Source organism: Neobacillus vireti (assembly GCF_036962345.1).
In the GTDB taxonomy this organism is placed as follows: Bacteria; Bacillota; Bacilli; order Bacillales; family Cytobacillaceae; genus Neobacillus; species Neobacillus vireti_A.
Map to the genome: position 1 here is coordinate 188,809 of NZ_JBALNB010000018.1, position 15,864 is coordinate 204,672.

The following is a 15,864-nucleotide window of genomic DNA, read 5'->3' on the forward strand; positions in this document are numbered from 1 at the left end:
TGGTAAAAACATGAAAAAGACTCNNGAGTCTTTTTCATGTTTTTATGATTCATCTGTTTTTGCCTGGCCTGGTACCTTCCAAATATTCGTTACTTTACCATTTTCATCTTCATCGAGGATGAATGAGCCATTTGAATAACGGTCATTTAAACGAATATCAGCTGTCACGAGTGATTCGGTCGAACCTTTTTCACTTTGGATATAAACAAGATCTTCATCATTTGCCAAAGCAAAACCGACCACTCGGTGTGGATTTGCTTTAAGTTCTCTTAATATCACAACTCCACGCTTCGCTCGTGTTGTTTTTTCAAATTCTTTTAGTTTCATTCGCTTAACGGAACCTCGTTGAGTGGCAATCACAATAGTTTCTTTGCTGTCTGGAGAAATTATCTTACCGCCGACAAGTACATCGCCATCTTTTAAATTAATCCCTTTCACTCCGGCTGCACGCACACCAACGATACTAACTTCTTCTTCATGGAACCATAATGCATAGCCATATTGTGAGATTAGGAATAACTCTTTTGTACCATCTGTGAGATGAACATCAATTAGTTGATCATCTTCCTTCAGATTAACACCAACTAATGGCTTTGAATAACGTTGTGCTTTGTACTGCTTCAATTCCGTTTTCTTCACCATTCCATTTTTCGTAATGAATACTAGATATGCATCTATATCAAAGTCTTTTACAGGAATGACTTGAATAATATCTTCATTGAATTCAATTGGAATGATATTTGCAACATGCTGTCCAAGATCCTTCCAGCGGATATCCGGCAGCTCATGAACAGGACAGAATAAGTAATTGCCTTTATTCGTAAATAAGAGAAGGACATCTTTTGTATTCATGTCTAATTTTGCAAGTAAACGATCTGAATCCTTCATCGCGAAGTCTTGCCCATTGGAAGCAGCAAAGGATCGCTGGCTTGTCCGTTTGACATAACCCTCTTTTGTAACTGTAACAATGACATCTTCATTTGGAACGGTTACATCAAGATTAATTTTTAGTTCTTCAATTTCCGCCTCGATTTTAGAACGACGCGCATCAGCAAATCGCTTTTTTACGTCTTTTAATTCTTTTTTTATGGTCGAAATAAGCTTCTTTTCACTTAATAAAATGGATGTCCACTCTTCAATTTTCGAAGCTAATTCTTTTGCTTCGTTTTGTAAAGCTGTAATATCTGTATTGGTTAAGCGATAAAGCTGTAAGGAAACAATCGCTTCTGCTTGGGCTTCGGTAAACGAAAATTTTGCAATTAAATTGTCCTTTGCGTCCCGTTTATCTTTTGAAGCACGGATGGTGGTAATCACTTCATCTAAGATTGATAGTGCCTTCATTAACCCTTCAACAATATGCTGACGTTCCTTTGCTTTGTTTAGCTCGAATTGTGTTCTTCGTGTAACAACTTCCTTTTGATGCTCAATATACGCGTCAAGTAATTCACGAATCCCTAACAATTTTGGACGTTTTTGGCTAATAGCAACCATATTAAAGTTATAGGTTACTTGCAAGTCACTATTTTTATATAGGTAGTTTAGGACACCATGTGCGTCCGCATCCTTCTTTAATTCAATAACGATTCTTAGTCCGGTTCTGTCTGTTTCATCGCGGACCTCTGAGATTCCTTCTACTTTACGGTCAAAGCGCAGCTCATCAATTTTTTTAACAAGATTTGCTTTATTGATTTCGAAAGGGATCTCTGTAACAACAATTTGCTGCCTGCCGCCTCGCATTTCCTCTATCTCTGCTTTACTGCGGATAATGATTTTCCCTTTACCAGTTTCATAGGCCTTTTTAATCCCATCGATTCCTTGTATTATTCCCCCAGTTGGAAAATCTGGCCCCTTTATGACGTTCATGATATCATCAACCGATGAATCAGGGTGGTCCATTCTCAGAATAACACCATCAATGACTTCTCCGAGATGGTGAGGCGGGATATCCGTAGCATAGCCTGCTGATATTCCTGTTGAGCCGTTCACAAGCAAGTTAGGGAACATCGCTGGTAAAACAGTAGGCTCCTTCGACGTATCATCAAAGTTAGGAATAAAATCTACTGTTTGCTTTTCAATATCGCGAAGTAATTCAGCTGAAATGGCTGATAACCGTGCTTCTGTGTAACGCATAGCTGCTGGTGGATCTCCATCGACGCTTCCGTTGTTTCCATGCATTTGTATCAGGACATTTCTGACCTTCCAGTCCTGACTCATCCGCACCATTGCCTCATAAACGGAGGAATCCCCGTGTGGATGATAGTTACCAATTACGTTACCAACGGTTTTCGCTGCTTTTCTAAAACCTTTGTCAAAGGTATTACCCTCTACATGCATCGCATAGAGAATTCTTCGTTGTACTGGTTTTAATCCGTCCCTTGCATCGGGAAGGGCACGTTCTTGAATAATATACTTACTATATCTTCCAAAACGATCACCGATTACATCCTCTAGAGGTAAGTCACGGAATTTCTCATTTGTGCTCATTCTTCAGATTCCTCCTCGGTAACCGTAATATTTTCATTTTCAAGGATTGTGTCATCTTCCTCTAAGCCAAAGGCTACATTGCCTTCAATCCATTTTCTGCGCGGTTCAACTTTATCCCCCATTAATGTGGTTATCCGTCGTTCCGCTCTTGCCGCGTCATCAATTTTGACACGAATTAATGTCCGTGTTTCCGGATTCATGGTTGTATCCCATAACTGGTCTGCATTCATCTCACCAAGACCTTTATAGCGTTGAATGATATAGCCTCTGCCAACCTTGTTAATGGCCCCCTGTAATTCATCATCATTCCAGGCATACTCAACTATTTCCTTTTTACCAGATCCTTTACTTACTTTATATAAAGGCGGCAATGCGATAAATACTTTACCAGCTTCAATAAGCGGCTTCATATATCGATAGAAAAATGTTAAAAGTAACACTTGAATATGTGCACCGTCTGTATCCGCATCCGTCATAATAATCACTTTATCGTAATTGACATCCTCCACGATAAAATCAGAACCGACGCCTGCTCCAACAGTATGAATAATCGTATTGATTTCTTCATTCTTAAAAATATCTGCTAGCTTCGCTTTTTCAGTATTAATTACTTTACCGCGAAGTGGAAGGACTGCCTGAAAACGTCGGTCACGTCCTTGTTTTGCAGAGCCTCCTGCAGAGTCACCCTCAACCAAATAGATTTCATTTTTTTGTGGGTTCCTTGATTGCGCAGGTGTAAGTTTCCCAGAAAGAAGAGCATCCGAGCGCTTTCGTTTTTTACCGCTTCTTGCATCCTCACGTGCTTTCCGTGCAGCTTCACGCGCCTGAAAGGCTTTAATGGATTTTTTAATCAACAGCGAGCTAATATTGGGATTTTCTTCAAGAAAGTAAGTCAGATGTTCCGAAACAACCGCGTCAACTGCCGATCTTGCTTCACTCGTACCTAATTTACCCTTTGTTTGACCCTCAAACTGCAATAAGTCCTCTGGTATTCTTACGGATATGATTGCAGATAAACCTTCACGTATATCTGCTCCTTCAAGATTCTTTTCCTTTTCTTTTAAGAGGGAAACCTTACGTGCGTATTCATTGAAAACACGAGTCATTGCTGTCCTGGACCCAACTTCATGTGTTCCACCGTCTTTGGTACGGACATTGTTTACAAATGAAAGCATGTTTTCTGAATAGCCATCATTAAATTGGAAAGCGAAATCGACTTCAATTCCATTATGGCTTCCTTCAAAGCTTACGACTGGATGAAGGACTTCCTTATCCTCATTTAGGTAGGATACAAAGGCTTCAATCCCGTTTTCATAATGAAAAACTTCATGAAAATCATTACGCTCATCGATGATTTCAATCTTTAATCCTTTTAACAGGAAAGCAGATTCTCTTAACCTCTCACATATCGTTTCAAAATTATAGGTGGTGGCAGAGAAAATGGTTGTATCGGGTTTAAAGTGAATCGTTGTACCTGTCTGATTGGTTTTACCGATTTTCTCCAATGTGGTAACCGGTTTTCCTCCATTTTCGAAGCGTTGTTCATAAATAAACCCATCTCTTTTAATGGTTACCGTTAACCATTCTGATAAAGCATTAACAACGGAGGCACCAACACCATGTAAACCGCCACTGGTTTTGTATCCGCCTTGACCGAATTTACCTCCAGCATGGAGGATAGTTAAAATAACTTCAGGAGTCGGTTTCCCCATTTTATGCATGCCCGTTGGCATTCCGCGTCCTCTATCCATAACGCTTATCGAATTATCTTTGTGGATTTTAACAATGATTTGGTTTCCAAATCCTCCTAGAGCCTCATCGACAGAGTTATCTACAATCTCATATACAAGATGGTGTAAACCGCGTGTATCAGTGCTCCCGATGTACATTCCTGGTCGCTTTCTGACGGCCTCTAGTCCCTCTAGTACCTGTATGGCATCATCATTATATTCAAAAGCTTTCTGATTACTTGCCACTAAAATACCCCTTTCATTCCCTACAAAAAGAAAAAACACCTTCTGTTTGCTATCTTTATAAGTATATTAATCATTCGTGTAAAAGTTATTTCCATTATTTAGAACGAATGTTTGCCGCTTTAATTGTACCACATGTTTGCGGCGTCTATGCTTTATTTTAGCGATTTATTTCGTTTTGGCAAATGCCAGATATAAAACAACATACTTTTGTAACACTATTTTTAGTGAAAAAATGAAAAAAAAACTGCCATCATTTAGCAGCTTTTTTCACTATATTATTATTTTGTTAAAGCGTGAGCAACTTTTATACAAAGATCCATGATGACTGTATATCCTTTATCCTTTAAAAACGTATATGCTTCTTCGTTTACTAAGCCCTGCTGCGCCCAAAAAACATCCGCATCAATTTCATCGAATTCCTTTGCTACATCAAACAATTGCTCTGACCGGCGGAAAACATTGACGATGTCAATATGTCCCTCGATATCCTTTAACGAGGCAACCGCTTTCACTCCCAGGACTTGATCAACCGTTGGATTAACTGGAATGATTTCATATCCTGCTTTTTGCATAACCTCGGAAACCATATAGGAGGTTCTATCAGGTTTGTCACTAAGGCCAACAACAGCGATACGTTTTGATTTTTTTAAAATTGCTCCAATTTCTTCTAACGACGGATTTTCAACTGCCATGAAATAAACACTTCCTTTATTCCCTTAATTTTACTACCTTCTTTTACTATAACATAATTAAATTGTTTACAAAAAAATATAGTCCCAGGAACCGGAAGCCTTATGAAGGTTAACCATTTATCAGTGTTGTTTGGTTTTCTAAACCAACTTTAGGGACAGACAGAGTGAATCGTGCCCCACTTTCAGAATTATTGACTTGAACACTGCCATTCATATTCTCAATAATCATTTTTGTCATATATAGACCAATCCCTGTCCCATGCTGTTTGGTTGTAAAATATGGGTCGAACACTCTTGATAATAATGCAGATTCAATGCCGCCGCCATTATCCGTAATATCCAAAAATACAAAGTTATCTTTTGTACCTATCGAGATATCGAGCCTGCGATTTTTTACTCCGTTGGCAACAAATACGTCTTTTGTATTCATTAAGATATTTAGAATCACTTGACTGTATTCATTGGGATATCCATAGGCCATAGGTTGTTCCCGGTAGTTAAAATCTACATGGATTTTATGGTCTGTAAGATTGGAGGAAAAGATAGACAGTGCATCTTCAACACATTGTGCAACAGAAAAAGGACTTTTCTCTTTGTTTGGTTGATAAAATTTCTGATAATCATGGATCGTTTGTGACATATAGTTTATTTGACTCATGCTCTCTTTTGTAAAGATTTCAATATATTGATCATTGATTTCGCCAAATTGGAGAGCTTCTCGTACATCTTGAATTATGAGTGATAGGCGATTGAGCGGCTGCCGCCATTGGTGGCCAATGCTGCTGATTAATTCACCCTTCGCAGCAAGCCGGGAATGTTGGATAAGGAAAAGGTCCTTTTGTCTATTTTTCTCTCCTTCTTCCTTCACTCTTTCCTCTAAAGAATTAGTTATAATTTCATATTCTTCTGCTAGCTCTCGGCAGTTCACTTCACTTTCCTTTAGCTTTTTTATAAGCATTTTTTCCTTTAACATCGACCGTAATTGAAAAAGAATAAGTATACTGAAAGCTAAGATGATCCATAAGTTAAAATCAGACACGATTGACCACCCTCAACTTTTATTAACTGTTACACAGTTTCTTCCATTTTGTTTCGATATTTTTAGCGCTTCTCCTGCCTCCATAATAAGTTCTGTTTTCTTCTTACATGCTGAATATTCTGCTATACCAAAACTACAGGTTATAGAACCTATTTGAGGGAAAGTAAAGCTATTAATTATGGTACGGATTGACTCTGCCAAAACAACTGCACCATGACTATTTGTTTCTGGTGTTAACAATATGAGTTCATCGCCTCCCCAGCGTGCAAAAATATCACTCTCTCGTATCCTTTGTTGGACAATGGTGGAAATCGTTGCTAGTACCTCATCCCCTCTTTGATTGCCAAAATACTGATTAATATGATTAAAATGGTCAACGTCAAAAAGGATAATAGAAAAAGGGTGTTCATAACGTTTAGAACGTCTTATTTCACTCGATAAAATCTCTTCAAATCGTAAACGATTATAGCTTTTGGTTAAAGGATCCATCATGGCTAATCGATTATTCTGACTATGTTCTTCCTCTAAAACAGTAATTTCTGTACAGACAAATAATGTCTGTTTCCCTCCAGGGATTTGTGCTGCCTTCATGTAATAAATCGTTTCTTTCTCTTTTGGACCTTTCCATTTAACCTTTGCAGCATTTCTTCTGTTTTGAAAAAATTCTTCAATCCATTTTGATTTATTCTTAGGGTAAAAGTAATTCGGATCTTCAACAAATAGTTCTGAAATGCAAATAACTTTATGTAACTCCTGTCTTTTCTTAAGACCTGTAAAAAGGGAAAAAGCCTGGTTAAATTCAACGATATCATCTTGTTCAATTACGAATAGTAAATTATCCTGTGCATCTAGAATCGCATTTGCTAAATTTTTCTGATTTGACAATTCTCTTTCAAGTTGAATGTGATTTATAGATTTATGAATAGCTGATAGCAACTTTTCTAAATCAATAGGTTTTAGAATAAAATGATTGACGTTATATTCTATCGATTGGATAAAAATCTCTTGGTCATCATTCCCGGAGGTAACTATAAATTGCACTTTTTTATTGAGATTCCGAATGCTTTCGATCATTTCTAAACCGTTTATTTTGCTCATGTTGATATCCACAATGATGATATCAGGTTGAATCTGTTTAAATAGCTGAAAACCCTCTTCCCCGTCAATGGCTACATGGACATCTGAAAACCGGCGATTAAGGACACGTAATATTTTTTCACGTGAAAAAATTTCTTCATCAATATATAAAATTTTCACATCCTGATTTTGATAACGTTGGTATGGTGGTACACTTATGACCATGATTTTCACCTCTTTCAAAGTACTTAAATGGTATATGGCAAAACCGACCCGTAACACTATCGAATCGGTGGTTTTAATGGAAATTTTAAGAGTTAGTTAAATTATATTTCCTGTTATCAATGCTTTCAATCGACTACGAAATCGTTTGAAAATTCTCCATATCTTTGTAATAAAATTGACTCTAATTGTCCTCAACTTAGACAGAATATTTATTTGAAAGCGTAAATCAAAAAAATAGACCAGCAATGCTGGCCTATTTTTGTGTTACTGCTTTATTAGGATCCATATTGATAGCGGTCCATGCTGTCTGATCTCCAAATAGACGTGACCAAGAAGCAACTCCTGCTAGTTGATAGGCAGCTGCCAAGCTTGCTCGTTTATTTAAGGATAGTTCATCCTCAATCCATACTTTATAGGTTGCTTTCTCAGCTTCTGCATAGTATTCCGCATAGTTTTGACCAGTCACTTCATCATAAACTGGCTGCACTGCTTTTTCCGCCAGCCAATCTTTTATTTTTGCCATGGACAAGGCTTGAGAGCTTACCTCAATCGTTCCATCTTCCTTTTGCTGTTCTTTCCAAAGTCTTGTATATAAAGGAACCCCAAGGATGAGTTTCTCTTTTGGAACCTCTTTTAACAAAGCTTGGAGGTTCTTCTCTACCCAGGGAAGACTCGAAACACTGCCAGCAACAGGAGATGAGCCTGAATGTTCATCGTAAGCCATGATTATTAAATAATCGACAATCCCAGCAAGTTTACTTCTTTCGTAAAAAGAAGACCAATTATTGTTTTCGCCGGCATAAAAGGTAATGTCCATTGAAACCACTAATCCCGCTTCATGTAAGTACGGTGTTGCTTCCCTCATAAGCTGGGTAACAAGTGGTCCATCTTCCTGATATACATTTTCAATATCGAAATTAATCCCTTGCAATTGATACATTTGGCTAAAATGAAGCAACTGTCTAATAATGTATTGACGGGTTTCAAAGTCTTTTAAGGCCTCATGCGTTAGCACGGGATCGAATGAATTTGAAAATAACCCCCATACTTGATACCCCTTTGATTGGGCCCATTTACTATAATCTAAGGATGCTAGATTTTTTATAGAGCCATCGTTACCAATCAAGGAGAACCAAGTTGGTGATACCACATTTACACCCAACATTTCTGGTATTTGGGTATGATCTGGATTTTTTGTATAAACAGCTTCCCAGGTCAACTGCACCGGACCGTTTATTTTTGGAAGAGCTCCTGTTTTGCTTTGCTGTGTAATGTTAATAGGTACCTCTTTGTTTTTGTTAACATGTTTCTTGTTGATGTAACCACTTATTCCATTCTCTTTTCTTACTAAATAAAAATCTTCTTCTTCCGCCTCAATCATTACTGCTTCTTGTTTTGACAATTCTGCTGTATAAGGTACCTTCAACGATGGTTCAGTGCGTAATCTCAATATCTCAGGATGAACATCTTCTTCTGTAATTTCTCCTTGGACGTAGTGGTCCCCGTCTTTTTGAATCCAAACTGCTCCAGTTTCTTTTAGAATCTTATATTGTATAGGATAATAGTTTAGCAGCGGGTCTATTGCTACATAGATATTTTCTTCTTTCGAAATAATCGGTGATACTTGCAGATCAACGGGCTTTTGATTTACAAAGAAGGTTAAGGAGTCTGTAGGCATTTGAATCACTTTTTCTGAGGTAGTAATGATGATAGACTTAGACTTTTCATCAAAAATAATCGTTTCATCTATGTGTTCTTGCATAAATGTTAGCGGGAGAAAGATAGAGTCTCCTTCTAATATGCCATTTCCTTGCTGCTTCCCTTCAAAAAGGATTGGATGGTCCCCACTAAAATATGTGGCTTTTTCCTTAGAGGCAAACGGATAAAATAAAAAAAGAATTGAAGATGCAATTACTAACATTGCAAGAATCAATCCTCCTAGAATCCATTTAGGTGATAATGATTTCTTTTTCTGGTATTCAATATGTGCCATTTTTCTTCCTCCTCACTTCTATCCTACGGTATTAAAGGGAAATTTTGAAGGGCTTTTTTTAACACTTTTGGAATTAGTTTAATGCAGTAGTAGTGTTTTTTCACTATTACATGGTAAAATAATAGAACTTGCATTATTTATAGAAGGAGAAATCGTGATGGTTCAAATAATTTTAGTCCTGATCCTTGCCTACTTACTAGGTTCAATTCCGTCAGGTTTAATCATTGGTAAAGTTTTTTATAAAACAGACATACGTCAACATGGAAGTGGGAACCTAGGGGGAACGAATACATTTCGAACTTTAGGAGTAAAAGCTGGTTTAGCAGTAACGCTGGCAGATATTCTAAAAGGGACGTTAGCGGCTTCCTTACCTGTTATTTTTGGTCTAGATGATATTAACCCTTTACTGGCTGGAGTTTTTGCTGTTATTGGTCACACCTATCCAGTCTTTGCTGGATTTAGAGGCGGTAAGGCAGTAGCAACCTCTGGCGGCGTTTTATTGTTTTGTGCTCCTCTGATGTTCTTAATGATTTTCTTGGTCTTTTTTGCTAGTCTTTACTTTACAAAATATGTATCTTTATCATCGATGATCGCTGGTGTTTTTGCAGTGATTTATGCTTGTATTGATGGGGATATTCCTCTCCTTATTGCAGTCACGTTATTGGCCTCATTTGTCGTTTATCGACATCGCGCTAATATTAGGCGAATTATGAATAAAACAGAACCAAAAATAAAATGGCTTTAAGGAATTTACTTCCTTAAGCCATTTTTCATTAAAACCTATTTTTACTCATTTTTGATTAGTCTGAATGAATACTCACCTTTGTCATTCTTATTATAATCGAGCTTTGTGTTGTCAAAATGTACAAAATCCAGTTCATGAATCAGAATCTTGATCTCGCCAAATTCAAATAGGAGATCACCCGTTATTTTCCGCTCTTCCAGAGACAGATTAAGTTTTGGACCTCCTCAGCCAATCCCCATACTCAACCGGACTAATAATTCCTCATCAGCACTCTGCTTTTCTCTCTCGATTACTATAGATAATATACTGCCAGCACTCTCAGATATTTTGAACATACCTAACACGTCCTTAATTTTTTTCGAAAAATACGGAAATAAGTCGAAAAATAGCACATAAATATATTATAGTATTGGTAGACTTGTTTAAAGTATTATGCCTCAAAACAGATTATGAAGGAGAACCTATGAAAAAGAAATTTATATTGACGTCTGTATTTATCATTTCCGCGTGCATACTTCTGGCTTCAGTACTATTTATTCAACAACAAAACAATAACGAAACGGCGGCAAAATTACATCCTGTAAAGGAGCATTCTCTTAGAGATCAACTTGCAATGAGCAGGATCTTGACAGAAAAGTTGACCATTGGTGCAATTGGAGATATTCTCATTCATGATACTGTTTATCAAGATGTCTTTAATGGAGCGCAGTATGATTTCAATCCTATTTTTGCTAATGTGAAAGGAATATTAGAGTCACCGGATATTCTAACTGCCAACCAAGAAAGCATGCTAGGCGGAGTTGGAATTGGTGTATCAAGTTATCCCATGTTTAATAGTCCTCACGAAGTCGCAGATGCGCTCGTCAATACGGGGGTTGATATCGTCTCTCTTGCAAACAATCATACTCTGGATAAAGGTGAAAGAGGAATTGTTTCCGCTACGGATTATTTAAATAGCGTCGGACTTCCCCATGTCGGCAGCTCCCTAAATGAGGTAGACCGTCAACAACTAAGAATCATTACTAAAAATGGGATAAAAATAGCCTTTCTATCCTATACTTACGGTACAAACGGCATCCCAATTCCTGAGGGCAAAGACTTCCTTGTGAATCTTATTAATCGTGATATCATGAGTGATGAAATCGGGCGTGCTAAAAAAGAAGCAGATGTTGTGGTGATGAGTATCCATTGGGGGAATGAATATCAACGAATTCCTACAAACGAACAAAAGGATTTGGCTCATTTCCTTGCCAAAGAAGGCGTGGATATCATCTTTGGTTCTCACCCGCACGTGCTGCAGCCAATGGAATGGATTCAGACAGAGGATGGCCGAAAATCCTTCGTTATTTATTCATTGGGGAACATCATTTCTGGGCAGGTAAGGGACTATAAAGATATTGGCGGTATGGCTACAGTTGAAATAACCAAACAGGTTACTGAATCTGGAAAGACGATTGAACTAACAAATCCAGCGTTTTACCCTACCTTTGTTTCTAGCCAGAGATCAAGAAATTACCAAGTGGTGCCACTCGAAAATGCAGGTTCTTTCGGGCTTCAAAATGCACCAGTAAAATACCAGGAAATTCAAGAACATATGACCCAATGGCTCCGATAATCGGGGCCTTTTACCGGTTGTGCTGGAAGGATGTTCAGTATGAAAAAAAATAATAAACAAGGTTACTATTTATCAATTCTTTTTATCGTCTTACTCTATCTTTTTACGAGAAGTTTTTATACGCCATTCTTTTTGATTTTACTTTCCTTAATGCTCTATCTTGCTTTCTTGAAGGAAGAAAATCGTTTAGTTGCATGGATGATCATTTCCTTCTTTGGTGGGAATTTAATCCTCTTTTATCTTGATAAATTTATCGATGGAATTCAAATAGATCCATTCCATAGGGTTATCTTTCATCAACTTTTATTCATTATCCCAATCCTTTCAATCTGCTATGTAATCAATAGGTTCAATAAAAAAATCAGCTTGTTTTTTAGACGCCCAGAAACATGGATTCAAAGATCTTTGGCTTTAAAGAGAAAATATGTTTATATTATCGTTTTGCTTATATTTATCAGTTTCCTTTCAGTCGTTATGACTCTTGAGGCTACGTTCAATTTTCATCTTGTTATCTCACTGTCACTTTTCGTGTTTATTCATGCGGTCCTTCAGGAAATAATGTGGCGAGGAATTCTATTAACACAGTTCATGATGATTGCCAATGAGACTAGTGCTATTCTGTTTACAAGTCTGGCCTTCGCATTAAACACAACCATATTTGGTTTTACTCTTGTAGTTTTCATCCTGTATTTTATTTTTGGGTTATTACTAGGCTTTATAACAAGCAAATGTAAGAGTATTCTCCCATCAACGATTGCACATGCACTTGTGTTAATTCTCCTATTCATAAAAGGCTTTTTGCAGCTACCAATTTAATGCATTTATTTGTATACCAGTGTAAAAAAGCACACTAAAAGAATTAATCTTCAAGTGTGCTTATACTTTTACCAAATATGATTTTTCAGTCCTTCTTTTTGAAGAATTTCTTTTTGTCTGTCACCAATTAAATCAAAATGAGAATAGCCATCACGGCGATGGTGAATCCATTCTTTTTTCAATCCATATTTATTGCCCCATTCAGCCAATTTCTCTAGGTCATTACAGCCAACTTTAGTCACTGTTTTGCAGCCCGGAAAACGGTCATCCAGCCAATAATGGGTTAAGAATGCAATTTCACCATCATCAATTTTTTGTTTCCAGTCTTTTATTTCCTGTCTTTTAATCCCAAATGCCATTGCAATCACCCACCGCCATTGACATATTACTTCTTCTTTATATCCTCGTAGCGTAGGAACCATTCTGGGAACGCCTTTTTGAAGGCGATTGGTCGAAAGTTGTCCTTTTTGACAACGATATGAGTCGATGTTCCTTCTGCGCACACTTCATCTTCGCCATTTACAATCGAATACCCATAAATGGTTTTAATCCCATCATTTTTTTCAATCCAAGTTTTAACAAATCCCTTATCACCATAACGTAACGGCTTTTTATAGGTAGCTTGAATGTCATAAACAGGTGCAAAATAGCCTGCATTTTCCATGTCTAGATAGCTGTAGCCAAGGTCCTCAATCAAACCTGTTCTCCCTAGCTCAAAGTATTTTAAATAATTAGCATGATAGATGACTCCCATCATGTCGGTATCTGCATATAATAGTTGAATTTCTCTTACCGAAATAAATTCTTTGTCCAACTGTATGATTCCCCTTTTTACTCTGATGTTATGGTGCTATTTTTTTTAGTGCTGTTCCTACATCTTCCCTTTCAATATGAATGGCTTTTTCTAATAAATCCTCTTCTCCTGCTTCTCCCATCAACCTCATGGCTTGTGCCTGAATCATTTCATCCGCTAAATTGGTTGCGAATCTTCCATTTCCTTTGAAGCTGTTATTTTCAATACTTTGTTTCAACAATGCTCTGGCTCCCTCACTTATTTGATACTGGAAGCCGCCAACGTATGACTCGATAATCGAAAGAACCTCATCAGCTGAGTAATCAGGGAATAAGAAGAATTTCTTAAACCGTGAGCGCAGTCCTGGATTGCTTTCTAATAGCTGGTCCATTTCTTTTGGGTACCCAGCCAGGACCACAACAAGATTTTCATTATGTTTGGTCATCTCATCTACAAGGGTATCAACCACTTCTTTACCGAAATCACCCGCAGTTTGGCTTAAAAGCGAGTATGCCTCATCAATAAATAAAACGCCTCCAAGTGCTTCTCGAATCTTTTTCTTGGTTTTTCCTGCCGTTTGACCAACATATCCTGCTACAAAATCGGCTCTGCTTGCCACGATTAGATGACCTCTTTTTAACATACCGCACTCTCTTAGGAGCTCAGCATAGATGTTAGCAACTGTGGTTTTACCTGTGCCTGGATTTCCAGTGAAAACGGAATGAAGCTGAATCGGTACGGTTGGGAGTCCTTTTTCTTTTCTAAACTGCTGCATTTTAACAAAGGAGCTCAGCTTCTCCAATTCACTTTTTAGTTCAGTTAATCCAACCAAACGTTCTAATTTTTCAAAAGGTGATTCGCGGCTTTCATTCTTATCTACTTCAAAGTCGTCCTTATCTAAAATTGTATACGTGAAAATATCTTCATGGGAAATCGGATGGTCTGACCCTTTTTTAAATATAGCGTCTAATACGATATTACGGACTGATCGTGCATTACCAAAAGTATCATCCACTCGTTCCTGATCTAGACGATGATTAATTTCTAACTCTGCTTCCTCTGTAAGGATATAATCGTTTTCTGAAGCAATTTTTTTCGCAATTAAAATTAATTCTTCATTTGAATAGTTAGGTAAATGGATGAGATTTGATTGCGGGAATCTGCTCCTTAAACCTGGGTTGGCATCTAAAAAGATACGCATTTCGTCGGGGTATCCCGCTAAAATGACAGCAAATTTCCCGCCATATTCCTTTCCTGTCATAAGAGAAACGAGGGTATCTACGGCCGTTTGACCATAATCATTTCCTGATTGACCTTCACGTTTTAAACTGTAGGCTTCATCAATAAACAGAACGCCGCCAATCGCCTTCTCGACAACTGCTCTCACGTTTTCCTCCGTTTGGCCAACAAAGGCACCTACCAATTGTGATCGGTCCGTCTCAATCACCTCAGGACGCGGCAGCACCTCAAGTTCGTGATAGATTGTAGCTAATAGCCGGGCAATCGTTGTTTTCCCTGTTCCAGGATTCCCTGTTAAAACCATATTAAGGCTAAGTGCATCTTTAATTTGGAATCCAAGTTCTTTCCGTTCTTTTTGATATTTTAGGAATTGATAAAAATCATTGACTCGCTTCTTAACGACATCCATCCCAATCATTTCATTTAATTGGTCAAGTGCTTTTTCTGAATGTTGATTGAATTCCTCTTTGACCTCAAACAACTTCTGCCATTCTCTCTTTATTTCTTCAAGGCTAGACAAATGCAACTTTAAATCATCAAAATAGGTGGCAGTATGGAATACACCTGTTATTGATTTCTCATATTCTTCAGCAGCCTTTAGGAGATTACCCGTCACCTCAATGGATGTAATTAGCAAATCAGAGAGGTTCTTATATTGATCAAAAAGCTGTTTATTTTCCAATGCTTCAGCAAGATTCATTTTTTCGGTTAAATCCTCTTGATGCTCATCTGCTTCGGATAAAAAATTTTGGCAAATCTGTATGTATTGTTCAGCAACTTTCTTCTTTGCAGTCCGGTTATCTGTTTCCCGAATCGCTGGGAACGACAGAATATCCAGGGTTTCCTTTTTCTTAATCCAATCATACCGAATAAAATAAGACTTGGCTTTCTTATTAGCTGGATCTAATTCTAATGCTTTTGTTAGCCAAGCTTGGGCTAACGAATCTTGGTTTTTACGATTTAGACGTGATAAAGCGGCTAATGTTAACATTCTCGATAAGATAGCAGGGTTGGTTTGGTGACGCATAGCTGTTAGCAGCTCATTCTCGTCAGTGATAAAACCCAGTTCATCGAGTTCGGTTTCCCACTGTGTTAGCCTTTCGTTATTGTTGTTATAAGTACGTTGTTGTTGTATCAATAGGATCACTTCTTCTTCAAAATTTCCCCTTT

At 37.7% G+C, this 15,864-nt stretch carries 12 protein-coding genes; 3 read left to right on the plus strand and 9 right to left on the minus strand.

Features of this window, described 5'->3' with window-relative positions; genetic code table 11:
* Positions 1 to 42: 42 nt before the first annotated feature.
* From parC to V7108_RS21710, 6 genes are all read right to left on the minus strand, one after another.
* A complete protein-coding gene (gene parC / locus V7108_RS21685; RefSeq protein ID WP_335569374.1) occupies positions 43 to 2,484 on the minus strand; it encodes a DNA topoisomerase IV subunit A in 2,442 nt (813 codons plus the stop codon).
* Positions 2,481 to 4,460: a DNA topoisomerase IV subunit B gene (parE, locus tag V7108_RS21690; RefSeq protein WP_335569375.1), complete on the minus strand. Its 1,980-nt coding sequence runs from the start codon at positions 4,458 to 4,460 to the stop codon at positions 2,481 to 2,483. Before parE ends, parC begins: the two co-directional genes overlap by 4 nt.
* Before the next feature lie 278 nt (positions 4,461 to 4,738).
* A complete protein-coding gene (locus tag V7108_RS21695; RefSeq protein WP_335510379.1) occupies positions 4,739 to 5,152 on the minus strand; it encodes a CoA-binding protein in 414 nt (137 codons plus the stop codon).
* 109 nt (positions 5,153 to 5,261) lie between these two features.
* Positions 5,262 to 6,191 (minus strand): sensor histidine kinase, encoded by a 930-nt coding sequence (locus V7108_RS21700; protein ID WP_335569376.1) that lies wholly within the window; start codon positions 6,189 to 6,191, stop codon positions 5,262 to 5,264.
* Positions 6,192 to 6,203: 12 nt separating this feature from the next.
* Positions 6,204 to 7,493 carry a GGDEF domain-containing response regulator gene (locus V7108_RS21705; RefSeq protein WP_335569377.1) on the minus strand — a complete coding sequence of 430 codons (1,290 nt, stop codon included), beginning with the start codon at positions 7,491 to 7,493 and terminating at the stop codon, positions 6,204 to 6,206.
* A gap of 253 nt (positions 7,494 to 7,746) precedes the next feature.
* Positions 7,747 to 9,486: a glycosyl hydrolase family 18 protein gene (locus V7108_RS21710; RefSeq protein WP_335569378.1), complete on the minus strand. Its 1,740-nt coding sequence runs from the start codon at positions 9,484 to 9,486 to the stop codon at positions 7,747 to 7,749.
* 157 nt (positions 9,487 to 9,643) lie between these two features.
* Between V7108_RS21710 and plsY the strand changes: the two genes are divergently transcribed.
* The 3 genes from plsY (at position 9,644) to V7108_RS21725 (ending at position 12,662) form a co-directional block, all read left to right on the plus strand.
* Positions 9,644 to 10,231 (plus strand): glycerol-3-phosphate 1-O-acyltransferase PlsY, encoded by a 588-nt coding sequence (gene plsY, locus V7108_RS21715; protein ID WP_335569379.1) that lies wholly within the window; start codon positions 9,644 to 9,646, stop codon positions 10,229 to 10,231.
* Positions 10,232 to 10,694: 463 nt separating this feature from the next.
* Positions 10,695 to 11,846: a CapA family protein gene (locus tag V7108_RS21720; RefSeq protein WP_335569380.1), complete on the plus strand. Its 1,152-nt coding sequence runs from the start codon at positions 10,695 to 10,697 to the stop codon at positions 11,844 to 11,846.
* A gap of 39 nt (positions 11,847 to 11,885) precedes the next feature.
* A complete protein-coding gene (locus V7108_RS21725; protein ID WP_335569381.1) occupies positions 11,886 to 12,662 on the plus strand; it encodes a CPBP family intramembrane glutamic endopeptidase in 777 nt (258 codons plus the stop codon).
* 68 nt (positions 12,663 to 12,730) lie between these two features.
* Here V7108_RS21725 and V7108_RS21730 read toward each other — a convergent pair whose 3' ends face one another.
* The 3 genes from V7108_RS21730 to V7108_RS21740 are packed head-to-tail and all read right to left on the minus strand — an operon-like array spanning position 12,731 to position 15,841.
* Positions 12,731 to 13,021, minus strand: coding sequence for a hypothetical protein (locus tag V7108_RS21730; protein ID WP_335569382.1), 291 nt, complete (start codon positions 13,019 to 13,021; stop codon positions 12,731 to 12,733).
* A 26-nt stretch (positions 13,022 to 13,047) separates the two neighbouring features.
* Complete coding sequence (locus V7108_RS21735; RefSeq protein WP_335569383.1) at positions 13,048 to 13,476, minus strand: acyl-CoA thioesterase; 429 nt, start codon at positions 13,474 to 13,476, stop codon at positions 13,048 to 13,050.
* Between the two features lie 28 nt (positions 13,477 to 13,504).
* Positions 13,505 to 15,841: an AAA family ATPase gene (locus V7108_RS21740; protein ID WP_335569384.1), complete on the minus strand. Its 2,337-nt coding sequence runs from the start codon at positions 15,839 to 15,841 to the stop codon at positions 13,505 to 13,507.
* Between the last annotated feature and the right edge of the window lie 23 nt (positions 15,842 to 15,864).

Excerpts from the sequence above, each read along its gene's own strand:
- parC (WP_335569374.1), bottom strand. The coding sequence starts at position 2,484 with ATGAGCACAAATGAGAAATTCCGTGACTTACCTCTAGAGGATGTAATC.
- V7108_RS21695 (WP_335510379.1), bottom strand. The coding sequence starts at position 5,152 with ATGGCAGTTGAAAATCCGTCGTTAGAAGAAATTGGAGCAATTTTAAAA.
- V7108_RS21705 (WP_335569377.1), bottom strand. The coding sequence starts at position 7,493 with ATGGTCATAAGTGTACCACCATACCAACGTTATCAAAATCAGGATGTG.
- V7108_RS21710 (WP_335569378.1), bottom strand. The coding sequence starts at position 9,486 with ATGGCACATATTGAATACCAGAAAAAGAAATCATTATCACCTAAATGG.
- plsY (WP_335569379.1), top strand. The coding sequence starts at position 9,644 with ATGGTTCAAATAATTTTAGTCCTGATCCTTGCCTACTTACTAGGTTCA.
- V7108_RS21720 (WP_335569380.1), top strand. The coding sequence starts at position 10,695 with ATGAAAAAGAAATTTATATTGACGTCTGTATTTATCATTTCCGCGTGC.
- V7108_RS21725 (WP_335569381.1), top strand. The coding sequence starts at position 11,886 with ATGAAAAAAAATAATAAACAAGGTTACTATTTATCAATTCTTTTTATC.
- V7108_RS21730 (WP_335569382.1), bottom strand. The coding sequence starts at position 13,021 with ATGGCATTTGGGATTAAAAGACAGGAAATAAAAGACTGGAAACAAAAA.